Below are 14,918 nucleotides of genomic sequence, written 5' to 3'. Positions count from 1 at the left end.
GCCTAACGCCTGAATTTAGCGGCGGCCGCGCCGCAGCAGTGGATTGAAATCAGCAAGACGTCGGCCGTCCGCTGGAATGACTTGTTAGGCCCAGAGTACACAAGCGCGCTGCCCAGGGAAACCAGAGCCAGCGCTGTGAACTCGCCGACAGAGCGAAGCGCGGTTGGCCGCCAGAGCACCTAGATGGGGCAGGGCAGTGAGACGACGCCAGTGCCGCCGAACGTGGGAAGAAACGAGGAAGTGAAAGGCACCACAGCGGCCGGAAGAGAACCCAGCCAGCAAGGGCCTAACGCCTGAATTTAGCGGCGGCCGCGCCGCAGCAGGGGATTGAAATCGGACAGATGTCGGCCGTCCGCTGCAATGACTTGTTAGGCCCAGAGTACACAAGCGCGCTGTCCAGGGAAACCAGAGCCAGCGCTGTGAACGCACCGACAGAGCGAAGCGCGGTTGGCCGCCAAAGCACCTAGATTGGGCAGAGCGGTGTGACCGCGCCAGTGCCACCGAACGTCGGAAGAAGCGAGGAAGTGAAGAGCGCGACAGCGGCCGGAAGAGAACCCAGCCAGCAAGGGCCTAACGCCTGAATTTAGCGGACAACGCGGCTGCAAGCCGTGTTGTTCCGCTGGAATGAATTGTTAGGCACTGGACGATACAAGTGACCGTCTAGCCCACTGGAAGAGCACGACGCCGACGAGCGCCGATAGCGAAAAGAACATAGGTCCTGGCCACGCACTAAAGGAGCCGCGGGCAGCCGCAGCGACAAGATAGAGTGCGCAGCTAACGACCGGTAGTGCGGCCCAGATGAGAACGATTTGGCGGGTGAAGCGATGCCGGAATAGAACCGTTAGCACAACCGGAAGATTTATGGCTATGGCAATAACATTTGCTTGGCGCCCATTTAGCATCGGGTAGGCAGCTAAGAGAACCATCGCTCCAGACAGGACAAAGACGATAAGCAACAGTGCTTTTGAAGATGGATTGCCAGCGTATTTCATGCGGTGCCTAACGCCTGAATTTAGCGGACAACGCGGCTGCAAGCCGTGTTGTTCCGCTGGAATGAATTGTTAGGTGCCGCGCTTGCGGAGAAATAGGCGAATACCGCAATGCGTACACCAACCACCAAAGGGAGGAACGACCAACTGAATTCGGCCAAGAGAAACCAAGCCTACGGGTTGCCCACAGGCGGGGCAAGGCATGTAGGTGGCAATGAGAGAAAGAACGATGAACAGTGCGCAGGCCAAGAAAAGTGGCCAATTGGAAGGCAGCGACAGCATGCAGACTACCGCAACTGCTGTGGCTGATGCCCACCAAGCCACTCGGACAAGCCGGTACCGCCGCCAATGCTTTTCACTCCGGATAGATTCCGTAGGATTCATTGCGCCTAACTTCAAATCGACCCCCGAAGCGGGGTGGTTGTCCGTATCGTGTGCGCCGCTCCCGCGCACCGTCAAGAAAATTCCTTCCCCGAATCAGTGTTTTGTCTGATACCGCGAGCTCGGTCACGGCGGGATGCTGTCCGGGATAGGGGACAGGAGTGGGGCAAAGATGGGTGACTACACCGAATCCGCCCGTGTATCCGGGGTGCCGGGAGGCGCGCCCGCGCCGCGGTTGTTGGAGCAGGTTCGGCGGCGATTGCGGGTCAAACACTACAGTTTGCGGACCGAGGGTGCGTATCTGCAGTGGATACGGCGGTTCATTTTGGCGAGCGGGAAAAAGCATCCGCGGGACATGGGGGCGCTGGAGGTCGAGGGCTTTCTGACCCGCTTGGCGACGCAGGGGCAGGTCGCGGCGAGCACGCAGAACCAGGCGCTGTCGGCGATCCTGTTCCTGTATCGGGAAGTGCTGGGCGTGGATCTGCCGTGGATGGACAAGGTCACGCGCGCGAAGAAACCGCAGCGCGTGCCGGTCGTGCTGTCGGTCGCGCAGACGCAGCGCCTGCTCGCGCGGCTCGACGGACGCGATTGGCTCATGGCGAGTCTGTTGTATGGCTCGGGCATGCGGCTGATGGAATGCGTCCGCCTGCGCGTGAAGGATGTCGACTTCGCACGCAACCAGATCACGGTGCGCGACGGCAAGGGCGGCAAGGATCGCCGCACGGTCTTGCCGGCGTCATTGGTCGACGCGTTGCAGCGGCAGTTGGCGCAGGTGCGCCTCGTGCACGCGGACGATCTCGCGGCGGGCTTCGGCGAGGTCTGGCTGCCGCATGCCCTGGCACGGAAGTATCCGAACGCGCCGCGCGAAATGGGCTGGCAATACCTGTTCCCGGCCAGCAAGCGCAGCATCGATCCGCTCAGCGGTCTCGAACGCCGGCATCACCTCGACGAAAAAGTCCTGCAGCGCGCGGTCAAGTCCGCCGTGCGCGCGACCGGGCTCGATCAGCCGGTCAGTTGCCACACCCTGCGCCATTGTTTCGCGACGCATCTGCTCGAAGCCGGCTATGACATCCGCACCGTGCAGGAACTGCTCGGCCACAAGGACGTGACCACGACGCAGATCTACACGCACGTACTCAATCGCGGCCCCGGGGGTGTGCGCAGTCCGCTGGATCGTGCCTGACGCCGGAGGGCGGAGCGGCCGCCGATCAGTTCGCGGTTTGGCAGCGCGTGATGATGTCGTTGTCCGGTTCCGGCGTCAGCAATTCGACGACTGGCAGGCTCGGCGGCGGATGCTTGCCCGCCATGATCAGCGGCAGGTCGCGCGCCGACTGATCGCTGATCTCGACCAGGTGGGCCCCGCCGTTGCAATCAGGCACCGACGGCGGACGCGGGGCATAGAACGCCTTCGGGATGAAGCCTTGCAGTGAAATGCTGCCGATATACGTATTCTTGCCCGCTTCCACGGTGAACGGAATGTTGTACGGCGTCTCGTTCCAGGATTCGCCCGCGGTGAATATGAAGCGCACATACGTCAGGCGATAGTCCCCCGGTCGCAGACAGACCGTGAAAATCTTTCCAAACCCGTTGGCGTCGTCGTACTGATTGTCTTTATGCCCAGGCGGGTCATAGAGAAATTCGACGAAGGACCGTTCCTTGTTTGGGACAACGTTCTTCTCTTCCTGCACCGTGAAGGCGATTCCCTGCCTGTCCTTGTCGCTTTTGCCGATCTTGCGGCGCCCGATCGATCCGGAAATGCAACCCTGTGGCTCGCCGGGCTTGGGCTCGACGGAATGGAAGATCGAGCCCTGGCCGATAAACGCATCGGCATGCACCGGCTGCGCAAACAGGATCACCAGCAAAATCAGGCACAGTCGCATCATAAGATTCTCAGAAAATCACCGCACCAGGATCAGCGTCGCCAATCCCAGGAAGCTCAGGAAACCCATCACGTCGGTGACCGTGGTGAGGATGACGCCGCCGGCGAGCGCTGGGTCGAGGTTCATGCGCTTGAGCGTCAGCGGCACCAGCACGCCGGCGCTCGCGGCGGCGAGCAGGTTGATCGTCATCGCGGCGCCGATCACGCCGGCGAGCGCGGGGTCGCGGAACCACAGGAAGGTCGCCAGCGCGACGATGCTGCCGAGTAGCAGGCCGTTCATCAGTGCGACGCGTAGCTCTTTCCACAGCAACGCCTGCACGTTCGCCGCACCGACCTGGCCGAGCGCGAGGCCGCGCACCATCAGCGCGAGCACCTGGGTGCCGGCATTGCCGCCCATGCCCGCGACGATCGGCATCAGTACCGCGAGCGCAACAATATGATCGATCGTGCCCTGGAACTGGCCGACCACGCTCGAGGCCAGAAACGCCGTACCGAGATTGATGCCCAGCCAGACCACGCGCCGGCGGAACGCGCGCGGCACCGGGCTGAACAGGTCTTCGTCCTCGTCGACACCGGCGGCGGACAGGGCCTGGTGCTCGGCCTGTTCGCGGATGATGTCGACGACGTCGTCGATGGTGATGCGGCCGAGCAGGATATTGTTCTCGTCCACGACCGGCGCCGAGATCCAGTCGTGATCGGAGAATTGCGTGGCGACCATGCTGGTCGGCATTTCCGCTTCGATCGCCGGCTGCTCGTCGTCGATGAGTTCGTTGATCGCCGTCGACGGATCGTGCGTGAGCAGATGATTGGTCGCCACGCGGCCCAGGTACTGGTGGCGGCGGCTGACCACGAACAGATGGTCGGTGTGATCGGGCATCTCGCCGCGCAGGCGCAGATAGCGCAGCACGACGTCGAGCGTGACGTCGGCGCGCACGGTGATCACATCGGGGTTCATCAGACGGCCGGCGCTGTCCTCGGGATAGGCCAGGGCCTGCTCGAGGCGCTCGCGGTTCTCGCGGTCCATCGACTTGAGCACTTCGTCGATGACGGTGTCGGGCAGGTCGTCGGCGAGTTCGGCGAGATCGTCGATGTCCAGCGTTTCCGCCGCGGCGATGATTTCGTCGGGGTCCATCTCGGCGAGCAGCGACTCGCGCACGTCTTCGCCGACGTGCACCAGCACCTCGCCGTCGTCTTCCGGATCGACCAGGCCCCAGACGATGCCGCGCTTGGCCGGCGGCAGGGATTCGAGCAGGTTGCCGATTTCCGCCGGCGAGAGCGTATTGACCAGCCGACGCACCGGGCCGAGGCGACCGGTGTCGAGCGCGTCCGACAGCAGCCGGAGCTGGCGCGCGGTCTTGTCGTGGCGGACGGCTTCGGCCATCGGGCGGCTCCGGTGAAGGCGCGGCTATTATCCGGGCCGCTGGACGATCTGCCCAGCCTTTTCGGCCTGCACACCTGCGATGTCGATCAGAAGCCTTTTTCGAACAAGGCCACCAGCGCGGCCATCGCGAGCTCTTCGTCGTCGCCGTCGATGCGCGCGCGCACCGTGGTGCCCGGGCCGGCGGCAAGCAGCATCACGCCCATGATCGACTTGGCATTGACCTCGCGACCCTTGGCCATGAGGAAGGCCTGGCAGGCAAACGGCGTGAGCGTCTGCACGACTTTCGCGGAGGCCTGCGCGTGCAGGCCGAGCGGGTGGGTGATCTGCAGGTCGCGTTCAAGCATCGTCGTTCACCACACCGTTGCGCCCTCCGGCGGCGGCCGTGCGGGCAAGTTCGTCCAGGGGTTGCTCGGCGTAGTTGAACACACGCAGCAGCATCGGCAAAGACAGGCCGCTGATCCGGCGCACCGGCGTGCCCAGTTGCGCGACCCGTGCGGCCAGCCGGGCCGGGGCGGCGCCGTGCAGGTCGGTCAGGATCAGTACGCCGTCCTCGTGTTCGACCCGGCGCAGGGCCGCACTGGCTGCAGGCAGGGCGGCGTCGATGTCGCTGTCCGGACCGGGCTCGAAGCTCGCGACCTTCAGCGGCGGCGCACCGGCCACGCGGATTGCCGCGGCAAGCAGCGCCTCGGCGACGCCGGTGTGGGTGATCAACAACAACCCGACCGCCACGATCACTCGAGCTCGCGGTGATAGGTCAGCACGTCTTCGCGCCCGTGCTCGCGGCAATGCTGGGCGAGCTTCTCGGCCAGATACACCGAACGATGCCGGCCGCCCGTGCAGCCGAACGCGATGGTGACGTAACTGCGCGTGTCCGACTCGAAGCGCGGCAGCCAGGTGTCGAGAAAGCCCGCGACCTGCGAAAAATATTCGCGCACGCTGTCCTGCTCGTCGAGATAGTCGCGCACCGCGCCGTCGCGGCCAGAGAGCGGCCGCAGGCGCGCGTCCCAGTGCGGATTGGGCAGGCAGCGCGCATCGAACACGAAATCCGCGTCCAGCGGCACGCCATGCCGGTACGCGAACGATTCGAACAGCAGGGACACGCGCGGCGTCAGGCCCGCTTCCAGTTCCACCAGCACGGCCTTGCGCAGCTGGTGCACATTGAGATCGGTCGTGTCGATGACGATGTCGGCGAGCGCGCGCAGCGGGCCCAGGCGTTCGCGTTCGAGCGCGATCGCATCCGACAGCGCCAGCCCGCGATGCGACAGCGGATGCCGGCGTCGCGTTTCCGAATAGCGTTTGACCAGCATGTCGTCGCGCGTGTCGAAGAACACCAGGCGATAGTCGTAGCCCAGCGCCGCGACCGCCGACAGCCATTCGCCGACGCGCGACAGGTCCGAGGCGAGGTTGCGCACGTCGATGCTGACCGCCAGGCGCGCGCGCTTGCCTTCGCGCGACACGCTTTGCACGAATTCGGTCAGCAGTTCCGCGGGCAGGTTGTCGACGCAGTAATAGTCCAGGTCCTCGAGCGTGCGCAGGGCGACGCTCTTGCCCGATCCGGACAGGCCGCTGACCACGGTCAGCATCGGGCGCGGCTTGGAAGCGGGTTCGCTCATGTCTGTCCCATCGTCAGCAAGGTCGCGTGGCGCGCCAGGAAGGCCGCCGCAGGATCGGAGCCTTTCACGCGCAGGATGTGCAGGCGCACCGCCGCTTCGGTCAGCACCGCGAGGTTGCGGCCCGGCGCGACCGGCAGGTGGAATTCGGGCACGTCCAGGTCGAGCACGCGGCGCGGTTCGGCGGTCTCGCCGGTCAGGCGCGACATCGCCGCCGAGGACACGTCGCCCACGCGCATGAGGTGCACGATCAGGCGCAGGTACTTGTTCTTTTTCACCGCGGTGTCGCCGAACATCTGGCGGATGTTCATCACGCCCAGGCCGCGCACTTCCAGCATGTCCTGCAGCATTTCCGGGCAGGTGCCGTCGAGCACGTCCGGGGCGATCTGGGTGAATTCGGGGGCGTCGTCGGCGACCAGGCGGTGGCCGCGGGAGATGAGTTCGAGCGCGAGCTCGCTCTTGCCGGCCCCCGACTCGCCGGTGATCAGCACGCCGATCGAATAAATCTCCATGAACACGCCATGCAAGGTCACGCGCGGCGCGAGCGACAGCGCCAGGTGGTATTGCAGCAGGTTCAGCAATTCGTAGCCGCGTTTGGGCGACACCCACAGCGGCGTGTTGGATTCTTCGCAGGCCGAGCGCAGGTCGGTCGGACAGGTCTGGTTCTGCGTGATGACCAGGGCCATCGGCGCGAAGCCCATGATCTGCTCGAGTTTTTCCCAGCGCATGCGCGCGTCGAGCGTATCGAGCCAGGCGAGTTCCGCCGCGCCGATGATCTGGATCTTGTTGGGGTGGATGACGTTGAGATAACCCGCCAGCGAGGGCCGGCGGGTCAGTTGCTCGCTGCGTTCAAGCAGGCGTTCGCCGCCGCGTTGGCCGGTGAGCCAGCGAAGTTCGAGTCTGTCGTGCAGCTCGTCGAAGACTTCGCTGGCGCTGATCCGGGTACGCATGGCGGACGCGGGTCAGCCGAAGCTGTCCGAACGGGCGGCGGAATCGCCGCGGTGGTGGTCCTTGGTTTTCTCTTTCTGCTTGAGGACCAGGCGGTCGAGCTTGTCGATCAGCAGGTCGATCGCGGCGTACATGTCGGACGCGATGGCGTCCGCGTAGAGGGTCTTGCCGGGAGTGTGCAGGGTGGCTTCGGCTTTCTGGTCGAGCTTGTCGACCGAGAGGATGACGCGGGCATCGAGGTGTTGCTCGAAATGCTTGGACAGTTTGCCCAGCTTGTCGTTGACGCAATCGCGCAGGGCCTGGGTGACGTCCATCTGATGACCGCTGATATCGATACGCATGTCATACCTCCTGTCGTTGTTGCCACTACAGAAATAATCGGCGTAGCGCGGGCACGATGGCCGGCGCTTGTGTAGCAGATGGTGGGATATGCCCGAGATACAAGGCCTGGGCGCGGCGCAGCCCTCCCTCAGAGACGTTGTCGTTCGTTGGACGACGGGATGTTCATGGCTTCCCGGTACTTTGCCACAGTTCTCCGGGCCACGGGGATGCCGTCGCCCTTGAGCAGGTCGGCCAGGCGGGCGTCGGACAAGGGCGAACGCGGGTTCTCCTCGTCGATGAGTTTGCGCAGCATGGCCTGGATCGCCGTGGCCGAGGCGCCGCCGCCAGAGTCGGTGGTGATGCCCGAGCTGAAGAAGTACTTGAACTCGAAGGTCCCGCGCGGCGTGCGCAGGTACTTGCGGGTGGTCGCGCGCGAGATCGTGGACTCGTGCAGGCCCAGTTCCTCGGCGACTTCGCGCAGGGTCAGCGGGCGCATCGCCTGCGGCCCGTGTTCGAGGAAGCCGCTTTGTTGGCGGACGATCGCGCGGGCCACGCGCAGCAGGGTGTCGGCGCGTGTTTCCAGGCTCTTGATCAGCCATCGGGCCTCCTGCAGCTGCGCGCGCAGGTAGCTGTCGTCGTCGCGGCTGGACTTGCCGATCAGCTGTTCGTACTGGCGGTTGATCGCCAGGCGCGGTTGGCTGCCGGCCGAGGTCGCGACCTTCCAGACGCCGCCCTGGCGGTAGGCGATGGCATCGGGGGTGATGAATTCGGTTGCCTCGGGGCTGATCTGCGCCCCGGGCTTGGGGTCGAGCGAGCGCAGCAGGGCGACGGCGGTGTCCACCTCGGCGGTGGTGTGGTGCAGCTGCGCGGCCAGCTTGATCGCGCCGTGCTTGGCCAATGCGTCCAGGTGCTGGCCGCAGATCTGCCGGGCCAGGGGCAGGCCGGGCGTCTCGGGGCTGAGCAGGCTCAGCTGCACGCACAGGCATTCGGACAGGTTGCGGGCGCCGACGCCGACCGGGTCGAAATGCTGGATCAGGTGCAGCATCGTCTCGATTTCGGCGGGTTCGACGATCACTTCCGGCGCGAGCGTCGCCTGGATGTCTTCCAGGGTCGCGGTCAGATAGCCCTCGTCGCCGATCGCCTCGATCAGGGCCTCGCCGATGAGCACATCGCGCGGGCTCAGATGGCTCAGGTGCAGCTGCCAGCGCAGGTGCTCGTGCAGGTCCTGGGGCGCGGCGGTGGTGTCTTCGCGATCTTCGCCATCGCCACTGGGGTTGCTGGTGCGCGAGAAGCTGTCGTCTTCCCACTCGAAATCGGGCACGTCCTCGAACTGCTCGGTGCTCTCGCCGGCGCCTTCGCGCTCGGTGTCGGCGGTCGCGGTGTCGGCCGTGGACACCGGCGCCTCGTCGCTGCCGTTGGCGCCGTTGAGCAGTTCCTCTTCCTCTTCGCGCTCGAGCAGCGGGTTGCTGTCGATCGCGTCGTTGATCTCCAGCTCCAGTTCGATCGACGACAGCTGCAACAGCTTGATCGCCTGACGCAATTGCGGCGTCAGGGTCAGTTGCTGGCTGAGTCGGGTCTGGAGGGTGGGCTTCATAGGGGCCCGATCATCATACCGGGTCGGATGTAAATGCTACCGCCACGAAGCAATCACGCCATCGCAACAATTTCCGGACAACCGGAATGCGCAATTCCCTCTCCCCGCCCCGCGGGGAGAGGGCCAGGGTGAGGGGCATCTCCAGTCGCCCGACCGTGATGTCTCACCCACAAAGCCCCCAACGCGAACGCGAGCTGAGACGATCACAAACCGACGCGGAAGCCCGCTTCTGGTTCCACGTCCGCGACCGCCGCCTGGCCGGTGCGAAATTCCGACGTCAGCACGCCATCGGCCCCTTCATCGTGGACTTCGTTTGCATCGAATATGCACTGATCGTCGAGCTCGACGGCAGCCAGCACATCGAGCAGTGCGCCTACGACGAACGACGCAGCGAATTTCTTCGGCGCCGCGGCTATCGCGTGCTCAGGTTCTGGAATGACGATGTGTTGCTGCGCATGGAGATCGTGCTGGAGTGTGTGCTGGTCGCCCTCACCCCAGCCCTCAGCTGTGCACTCCCTTCGGTCGTCCCGCAAGCGGGAGAGGGAGTCCACTGCCGCAGCAAGATTCCCTTCTCCCCACCGGGGAGAAGGTGCCCGAAGGGCGGGGGGGGGGTAGCTGGTCGAAGCGAGGATCAAGAGCGGCCCTCACCCCGGCCCTCTCCCGCAAGCGGGAGAGGGAGTCCACTGCCGCGGCGAGATTCCCTTCTCCCCACCGGGGAGAAGGTGCCCGCAGGGCGGATGAGGGGGCTCTACTCCTGAACCTAAAGCCGGAACGACTCGCCCAGATACACCCGGCGCACGTCCGGATTGGCGAGTACCGCTTCCGGCGAGCCCTGCGCGAGCACGCTGCCGGCGTTGAGGATGTAGGCGCGGTCGCAGATGCCGAGAGTTTCGCGCACGTTGTGGTCGGTGATGAGCACGCCGATGCCGCGCTGCTTGAGGTGCCGCACGATCTTCTGGATTTCGCCGACGGAAATCGGATCGACGCCCGCGAACGGTTCGTCGAGCAGGATCAGCCGCGGTTTGGCCGCGAGCGCGCGCGCGATTTCCACGCGCCGGCGTTCGCCGCCCGACAGGCTCGCGCCGAGCTGGCCGGCGACATGCGCGATCTGCAGTTCTTCCAGCAGGCCCTGCAATTCGAGATCGCGGCCGTGCGCGTCGAGATCCTCGCGCAGTTCCAGCACCGCGAGCAAGTTGTCGGACACGCTGAGCTTTCGGAACACCGACGCTTCCTGCGGCAGGTAGCCGACACCGCGACGCGCGCGCTGGTGCATCGGCAGCGCGGTGATGTCTTCGCCGTCGAGTTCGATGCGGCCGGCATCGGCCGGCACCAGGCCGACGATCATGTAGAAGCACGTGGTCTTGCCGGCACCGTTCGGCCCGAGCAGCCCGACGACTTCGCCAGGACTGAGCTCGAGGCCGAAGTCGTGCACGACTTCGCGCTGTTTGTAGCGCTTGCGCAGGCCGCGGGCGGAAAGCATTACTTGCCGTCGCCGGCCGGTGCCTGGGTCTTGGGCAGGATGCGCATCGAGACGCGCTTGCCGTCGCCGCCGCCGTCGAGACGGCCGGTCTTGAGGTCGTACTTGATGGTTTCGCCGCTGAGGTTGCCGCGCGGCTGTTCGACCACGACGCCGCCGGTGAGCACCATCATGTCCGAGCTGAGCGTGTAGACGATCTGGCTCGCGCGCGCGTTCATCGGCTGACCGGTGTCGGACAGCTGCTTGAGCGTGGCCGGGCCGCCGGTCAGCACGACCTGGTCGATGTCGCCGTTCTTGCGTCGGATCACCGCCTTGTCGGCATTGATCTCCAGCGTGCCCTGGGTGATGACGACATTGCCGCTGAGCACCGCGTCGCCGTCGTCCTCGAGCACCGCGTCGGTGTGGTCGGCACGCACGTCCATCGGCTGGTTGCGGTCGGTCGAACGCGCCATGACCGCCAGCGGCAGCAGGGCGGCGAGGGCGAACACGAGCAGGGAGCGGGAATCAGGGGCGGCGAGGCGCATAGCGTCCTTTGACATCGGCGAGCAGTTGGAAATGGTGGGTCTGCATGTCGGCGCGCATGCCCTTGCCCTGCAGTATAGAGTCCGCGCGCGTGACGGTCACATCGGCCTGGGTCTGGGCGAGGTTGCGCTTGGGGAAGACCTGCAGGTGCTCGCTGCTGAAGCGGGTCTGCTCGCCGCGCGGGCTGCGCGGGCCGAGCATGAGCACGTCCTGCAGCAGGCGTACCTCGACGGCCTTGTCGGCGATCCAGGCGGTCTTGGACGTCGCGACCCAATGGCCGCCGCTCTTGTCGGGAAAGGTGAAGGTCGGCAATTGCAGGGTCAGGGTCTTGCCCTTGGGGTCGCGCTCGAGCAGCGGCGACTTGACCGTGAACGACTCCAGGCCTTTTTCGTCGAGCGTGACGAGCACGAACTCGTGCAGCGTGTAGTCCGAGCGGATCGCGCTGGGCGAGGGCGGCTTGGGTCGCGGGCGCAGCTCCCACACGGCCAGGCCGGCGAGTGCGGCGACGGCCAGCAGGGCGACGGTGACGATCGGGCGCGTTCTCATCGCAGGCTCACGGCTCGAGGTACCGCGCGAGCACGGTCGCCTTCAGGCCACGGGCTTCGAGCACGAGATCGCACAGCGCACGCGCCGCGCCGGCACCGCCGGCCTGCGCGGTGACCCAGTGCGCGCGTTCGCGCACCCACGGATGGGCATCGGCCGGCGCGGCGGCCAGGCCGACGTGCGCGAATGCCGACAGATCGGGCAGGTCGTCGCCGAGGTAGGCAATTTCTTCGCGTGCCACGCCGAGGCGTTCGGCCAGCGTCTGCAGGCAGGCGCGTTTGTCCTTCACGCCGGTGAACACGTGCGAGAGGCGCAGATCCTGGGCACGGCGGCGCGCGACCGCGCTGTCGCGCGCGGTGATCAGCGCCACGGCGATGCCGTGGTCCTCGAGCAGGCGCAGGCCCTGGCCGTCGTGCACGTGGAAGGCTTTCATGTCTTCGCCGGCCGCGTCGAACCACAGGCGTCCGTCGGTCAGCGTGCCGTCGACATCGAAACAGCACAGGCGGATCTGCGCGGCACGTTGCAGCAGCAGCGAATCGATTTCGGCGCCGCGGAATTCGGGCAGGTTCATGCTCAGACCACCCGCGCGCGCAGCAGGTCGTGGATGTTGAGCGCGCCGATGACCCGACGGCTGTCATCGACCACGACGAGGCCGTTGATCTTGAACTCTTCCATCAGGTGCGCCGCTTCGATCGCCAGCTGCTGGGCGCCGATGGTCTTGGGCGAACGCGCCATCAGCTGCTGCACGGGCGTGGTGCGCAGGTCGATCTGGTCGTCGTCGAGCGCGCGACGCAAGTCGCCGTCGGTGAACACGCCGAGCAGATGCCCGTCGTCGTCCACGACCGCGGTCATGCCCAGGCGCTTGCGGCTCATTTCCACCAGCGCCTCGCTGGCGGTCGCGGTGCTGCCCACGCGCGGCACTTCGTCGCCGGCATGCATGATGTCGCTGATCTTGAGCAACAGGCGGCGGCCCAGGCTGCCGGCCGGATGCGAACGCGCGAAATCCTCGGCGGTGAACCCGCGCGCTTCCAGCAGCGCCACGGCCAGGGCATCGCCCATGACCAGGGCGGCGGTCGTGCTCGCGGTCGGGGCCAGGCCGAGCGGGCAGGCTTCTTCGGGCACGCTGACGTCCAGGTGCACGTCCGACAGCGTCGCCAGGCGCGATTCGTTGCGCCCGGTCATCGCCACGAGCAGGTTGCCCTGGCGCTTGAGCGCGGGAACGATGGTCAGGATTTCCTCGGTCTCGCCCGAGTTGGACAGGGCCAGCACCACGTCCGAGTCCTTCACCATGCCCAAGTCGCCATGGCTGGCCTCGCCCGGATGCAGGAAAAAGGCCGGCGTGCCCGTGGACGCGAGCGTCGCGGCGATCTTGGTGGCGATGTGCCCGGACTTGCCCATGCCTGTGCAGACCACGCGGCCGCGGCAGCCCAGCAGCAGACGGCAGGCGGCGGCGAACTCGGGACCGATGCGCGCCTGCAAGGCTTCCAGCGCGCGGGTTTCGATGTGGATCACCTGCCGGCCGCTGGCGATGAGGCTGGCCTCGTCGGAGCCTGCGGCGTCGGTCGGTCGGGCGGCGGGGGCAGCAGTCATGCAGGGTCGGAACCGTTATGATGATCGGCCATTGTATGCCCAGTGCGGGCTGCACCCCATCCTAGCCTTGGCTGCCATGAACGCCGACCTGATCCAGCAACTCATCGAAGCCGGCCTGCCCGGCGCCCGCGCCGACGTCCAGGGCGATGACGGCGTGCATTTCGAGGCGACCGTGGTGTCCGACGCCTTCCGCGGCAAGCTGCCCCTGGCCCGCCACCGCATGGTCTACGCCACGCTCGGGGACCGCATGGGCGGCGAGATCCATGCCCTGGCGCTGCGTACCCTCACCCCCGACGAAGCCCAGGCGCGCGCCTGAGCCCCTTCCACAGAACCCGAAGAACAAGAAAAACATGGCGAAGATCGTTATCACCGGCGGCGAAGTCCTCAACGGCGAGGTGCAGATTTCCGGCGCCAAGAACGCCGTCCTGCCCATCCTGTGCGCCACGCTGCTGGCCGACAGCCCGATCTCGATCGGCAACGTCCCGCACCTGCATGACGTGACCACGACGGTCGAACTGCTCGGCGCGCTCGGCGCGCAGCTGACGATCGACGAAAAGCTCACCATCACCGTCGACCCGACCCACGTGAACCAGACGGTCGCGCCGTACGAACTGGTCAAGACGATGCGCGCCTCGATCCTGGTGCTCGGCCCCTTGTTGTCGAAGTTCGGTCATGCCGAGGTGTCGCTGCCCGGCGGCTGCGCGATCGGCTCGCGTCCGGTGGACCAGCACATCCGCGGCCTGATCGCGCTCGGCGCCGATGTCGTCGTCGAAAACGGCATGGTCAAGGCCAAGGCCAACCGCCTCAAGGGCGGTCGCTACGTGTTCGACATGGTCACCGTCACCGGCACCGAGAACGTGCTCATGGCCGCCTGTCTGGCCCAGGGCACGACGGTGCTGGAAAACTGCGCCGAAGAGCCCGAGGTCGTGGATCTGGCCAACTGCCTGATCATGATGGGCGCGAAGATCGAAGGCGCCGGCACCAACAAGATGGTCATCGAAGGCGTCGACCGCCTGCACGGCGGCCACTACGACGTGCTGCCCGATCGCATCGAGACCGGCACCTTCCTGATCGCCGCGGCGATGACCGGTGGCCGCGTGCTGGCCAAGCGCACGCGCGCGGACATTCTCGACTCGGTGCTGCTCAAACTCGAAGACGCCGGTGCGCAGATCAACAGCGGCGAGGATTTCATCGAGCTCAATATGAATGGTCGTCGCCCGAAGGCGGTCAGCCTGACCACGGCGCCGTACCCGGCGTTCCCGACCGACATGCAGGCGCAGTTCGCCGCGATGAACTGCGTGGCCGAAGGCGTGGGCGTGATCAAGGAAACGATCTTCGAAAACCGTTTCATGCACCTCAACGAGCTGTCGCGTCTGGGTGCCGACATTCGCGTGGACGGCCATACCGCGATCATCCGCGGCGTCGAGCAGCTGACCGGTGCGCCGATCATGGCCACCGATCTGCGCGCGTCTGCGTCGTTGGTGTTGGCGGGCCTGGTCGCGAAGGGTGAAACGACCGTCGACCGCATCTATCACATCGATCGCGGTTACGAGAACATTGAAGAGAAGCTCGGCGGCCTGGGCGCGAAAATTCGTCGTCTGCCGGGCTGATTCAAGCGCCCCTCATCCGCCCTGCGGGCACCTTCTCCCCAGTGGGGAGAAGGGAATCTTGCGGCGGCAGATG

General features: G+C 65.9%; 17 protein-coding genes. 4 read left to right on the top strand and 13 right to left on the bottom strand.

Features of this window, described 5'->3' with window-relative positions; all coding sequences use genetic code 11:
• Nucleotides 1-1,542 precede the first annotated feature (1,542 nt).
• The gene (locus tag G467_RS0108380; protein ID WP_081644610.1) at nucleotides 1,543-2,553 is read left to right on the top strand and encodes an integron integrase; all 1,011 of its coding nucleotides are present in this window, start codon (nucleotides 1,543-1,545) and stop codon (nucleotides 2,551-2,553) included.
• Between the two features lie 25 nt (nucleotides 2,554-2,578).
• Here G467_RS0108380 and G467_RS0108375 read toward each other — a convergent pair whose 3' ends face one another.
• The 8 genes from G467_RS0108375 to G467_RS0108340 all read right to left on the bottom strand — a co-directional run bounded on the left by G467_RS0108375 (nucleotide 2,579) and on the right by G467_RS0108340 (nucleotide 9,103).
• Nucleotides 2,579-3,250, bottom strand: coding sequence for a hypothetical protein (locus G467_RS0108375; RefSeq protein WP_155844855.1), 672 nt, complete (start codon nucleotides 3,248-3,250; stop codon nucleotides 2,579-2,581).
• 18 nt (nucleotides 3,251-3,268) lie between these two features.
• Complete coding sequence (mgtE, locus tag G467_RS0108370; protein WP_022969285.1) at nucleotides 3,269-4,630, bottom strand: magnesium transporter; 1,362 nt, start codon at nucleotides 4,628-4,630, stop codon at nucleotides 3,269-3,271.
• 86 nt (nucleotides 4,631-4,716) lie between these two features.
• Nucleotides 4,717-4,974 carry an HPr family phosphocarrier protein gene (locus tag G467_RS0108365; RefSeq protein WP_022969284.1) on the bottom strand — a complete coding sequence of 86 codons (258 nt, stop codon included), beginning with the start codon at nucleotides 4,972-4,974 and terminating at the stop codon, nucleotides 4,717-4,719.
• Entirely contained in the window at nucleotides 4,967-5,359 is a 393-nt protein-coding gene (locus G467_RS0108360; protein ID WP_026802493.1) for a PTS sugar transporter subunit IIA, read from the bottom strand. Before G467_RS0108360 ends, G467_RS0108365 begins: the two co-directional genes overlap by 8 nt.
• Before the next feature lie 2 nt (nucleotides 5,360-5,361).
• Nucleotides 5,362-6,243, bottom strand: a complete 882-nt coding sequence (rapZ, locus tag G467_RS0108355; protein ID WP_022969282.1) for an RNase adapter RapZ — start codon at nucleotides 6,241-6,243, stop codon at nucleotides 5,362-5,364.
• Complete coding sequence (gene hprK / locus G467_RS0108350; RefSeq protein WP_022969281.1) at nucleotides 6,240-7,190, bottom strand: HPr(Ser) kinase/phosphatase; 951 nt, start codon at nucleotides 7,188-7,190, stop codon at nucleotides 6,240-6,242. The genes rapZ and hprK overlap by 4 nt, the downstream gene beginning before the upstream one ends.
• A gap of 12 nt (nucleotides 7,191-7,202) precedes the next feature.
• A complete protein-coding gene (gene hpf, locus G467_RS0108345; RefSeq protein ID WP_022969280.1) occupies nucleotides 7,203-7,529 on the bottom strand; it encodes a ribosome hibernation-promoting factor, HPF/YfiA family in 327 nt (108 codons plus the stop codon).
• 128 nt (nucleotides 7,530-7,657) lie between these two features.
• Nucleotides 7,658-9,103, bottom strand: coding sequence for an RNA polymerase factor sigma-54 (locus tag G467_RS0108340; RefSeq protein WP_022969279.1), 1,446 nt, complete (start codon nucleotides 9,101-9,103; stop codon nucleotides 7,658-7,660).
• Between the two features lie 86 nt (nucleotides 9,104-9,189).
• Here G467_RS0108340 and G467_RS18465 point away from each other — a divergent pair, with 86 nt between their 5' ends.
• Nucleotides 9,190-9,861 (top strand): endonuclease domain-containing protein, encoded by a 672-nt coding sequence (locus G467_RS18465; RefSeq protein WP_342663020.1) that lies wholly within the window; start codon nucleotides 9,190-9,192, stop codon nucleotides 9,859-9,861.
• 2 nt (nucleotides 9,862-9,863) lie between these two features.
• Here the strand turns inward: G467_RS18465 and lptB are convergent, their stop codons facing one another.
• The 5 genes from lptB to G467_RS0108310 are packed head-to-tail and all read right to left on the bottom strand — an operon-like array spanning nucleotide 9,864 to nucleotide 13,235.
• Nucleotides 9,864-10,583: an LPS export ABC transporter ATP-binding protein gene (lptB, locus tag G467_RS0108330; RefSeq protein ID WP_022969277.1), complete on the bottom strand. Its 720-nt coding sequence runs from the start codon at nucleotides 10,581-10,583 to the stop codon at nucleotides 9,864-9,866.
• Nucleotides 10,583-11,104: a lipopolysaccharide transport periplasmic protein LptA gene (lptA, locus tag G467_RS0108325; RefSeq protein ID WP_022969276.1), complete on the bottom strand. Its 522-nt coding sequence runs from the start codon at nucleotides 11,102-11,104 to the stop codon at nucleotides 10,583-10,585. The genes lptB and lptA overlap by 1 nt, the downstream gene beginning before the upstream one ends.
• Complete coding sequence (lptC, locus tag G467_RS16015) at nucleotides 11,085-11,648, bottom strand: LPS export ABC transporter periplasmic protein LptC (RefSeq protein WP_022969275.1); 564 nt, start codon at nucleotides 11,646-11,648, stop codon at nucleotides 11,085-11,087. Before lptC ends, lptA begins: the two co-directional genes overlap by 20 nt.
• A 7-nt stretch (nucleotides 11,649-11,655) precedes the next feature.
• Nucleotides 11,656-12,216, bottom strand: coding sequence for a KdsC family phosphatase (locus G467_RS0108315; RefSeq protein ID WP_022969274.1), 561 nt, complete (start codon nucleotides 12,214-12,216; stop codon nucleotides 11,656-11,658).
• A gap of 2 nt (nucleotides 12,217-12,218) precedes the next feature.
• Nucleotides 12,219-13,235: a KpsF/GutQ family sugar-phosphate isomerase gene (locus tag G467_RS0108310; RefSeq protein WP_022969273.1), complete on the bottom strand. Its 1,017-nt coding sequence runs from the start codon at nucleotides 13,233-13,235 to the stop codon at nucleotides 12,219-12,221.
• Nucleotides 13,236-13,311: 76 nt separating this feature from the next.
• Here G467_RS0108310 and G467_RS0108305 point away from each other — a divergent pair, with 76 nt between their 5' ends.
• Both G467_RS0108305 and murA read left to right on the top strand, forming a co-directional pair.
• Nucleotides 13,312-13,551 (top strand): BolA family protein, encoded by a 240-nt coding sequence (locus G467_RS0108305; protein WP_022969272.1) that lies wholly within the window; start codon nucleotides 13,312-13,314, stop codon nucleotides 13,549-13,551.
• 34 nt (nucleotides 13,552-13,585) lie between these two features.
• Nucleotides 13,586-14,845, top strand: coding sequence for a UDP-N-acetylglucosamine 1-carboxyvinyltransferase (murA, locus tag G467_RS0108300; protein WP_022969271.1), 1,260 nt, complete (start codon nucleotides 13,586-13,588; stop codon nucleotides 14,843-14,845).
• Nucleotides 14,846-14,918 lie beyond the last annotated feature (73 nt).

It is taken from the genome of Arenimonas oryziterrae DSM 21050 = YC6267 (assembly GCF_000420545.1).
Taxonomy (GTDB): Bacteria; Pseudomonadota; Gammaproteobacteria; order Xanthomonadales; family Xanthomonadaceae; genus Arenimonas; species Arenimonas oryziterrae.
The sequence above is the reverse complement of the archived record's forward strand: the minus strand, read 5'-3'. Positions and strand labels throughout refer to the sequence as shown.

What these genes read in the sequence shown, in the direction of transcription:
- G467_RS0108380 (WP_081644610.1), top strand. Translation starts at nt 1,543, where the DNA reads ATGGGTGACTACACCGAATCCGCCCGTGTATCCGGGGTGCCGGGAGGC.
- G467_RS0108375 (WP_155844855.1), bottom strand. Translation starts at nt 3,250, where the DNA reads ATGCGACTGTGCCTGATTTTGCTGGTGATCCTGTTTGCGCAGCCGGTG.
- mgtE (WP_022969285.1), bottom strand. Translation starts at nt 4,630, where the DNA reads ATGGCCGAAGCCGTCCGCCACGACAAGACCGCGCGCCAGCTCCGGCTG.
- G467_RS0108365 (WP_022969284.1), bottom strand. Translation starts at nt 4,974, where the DNA reads ATGCTTGAACGCGACCTGCAGATCACCCACCCGCTCGGCCTGCACGCG.
- rapZ (WP_022969282.1), bottom strand. Translation starts at nt 6,243, where the DNA reads ATGAGCGAACCCGCTTCCAAGCCGCGCCCGATGCTGACCGTGGTCAGC.
- hprK (WP_022969281.1), bottom strand. Translation starts at nt 7,190, where the DNA reads ATGCGTACCCGGATCAGCGCCAGCGAAGTCTTCGACGAGCTGCACGAC.
- hpf (WP_022969280.1), bottom strand. Translation starts at nt 7,529, where the DNA reads ATGCGTATCGATATCAGCGGTCATCAGATGGACGTCACCCAGGCCCTG.
- G467_RS0108340 (WP_022969279.1), bottom strand. Translation starts at nt 9,103, where the DNA reads ATGAAGCCCACCCTCCAGACCCGACTCAGCCAGCAACTGACCCTGACG.
- G467_RS18465 (WP_342663020.1), top strand. Translation starts at nt 9,190, where the DNA reads ATGCGCAATTCCCTCTCCCCGCCCCGCGGGGAGAGGGCCAGGGTGAGG.
- lptB (WP_022969277.1), bottom strand. Translation starts at nt 10,583, where the DNA reads ATGCTTTCCGCCCGCGGCCTGCGCAAGCGCTACAAACAGCGCGAAGTC.
- lptA (WP_022969276.1), bottom strand. Translation starts at nt 11,104, where the DNA reads ATGCGCCTCGCCGCCCCTGATTCCCGCTCCCTGCTCGTGTTCGCCCTC.
- lptC (WP_022969275.1), bottom strand. Translation starts at nt 11,648, where the DNA reads ATGAGAACGCGCCCGATCGTCACCGTCGCCCTGCTGGCCGTCGCCGCA.
- G467_RS0108315 (WP_022969274.1), bottom strand. Translation starts at nt 12,216, where the DNA reads ATGAACCTGCCCGAATTCCGCGGCGCCGAAATCGATTCGCTGCTGCTG.
- G467_RS0108310 (WP_022969273.1), bottom strand. Translation starts at nt 13,235, where the DNA reads ATGACTGCTGCCCCCGCCGCCCGACCGACCGACGCCGCAGGCTCCGAC.
- G467_RS0108305 (WP_022969272.1), top strand. Translation starts at nt 13,312, where the DNA reads ATGAACGCCGACCTGATCCAGCAACTCATCGAAGCCGGCCTGCCCGGC.
- murA (WP_022969271.1), top strand. Translation starts at nt 13,586, where the DNA reads ATGGCGAAGATCGTTATCACCGGCGGCGAAGTCCTCAACGGCGAGGTG.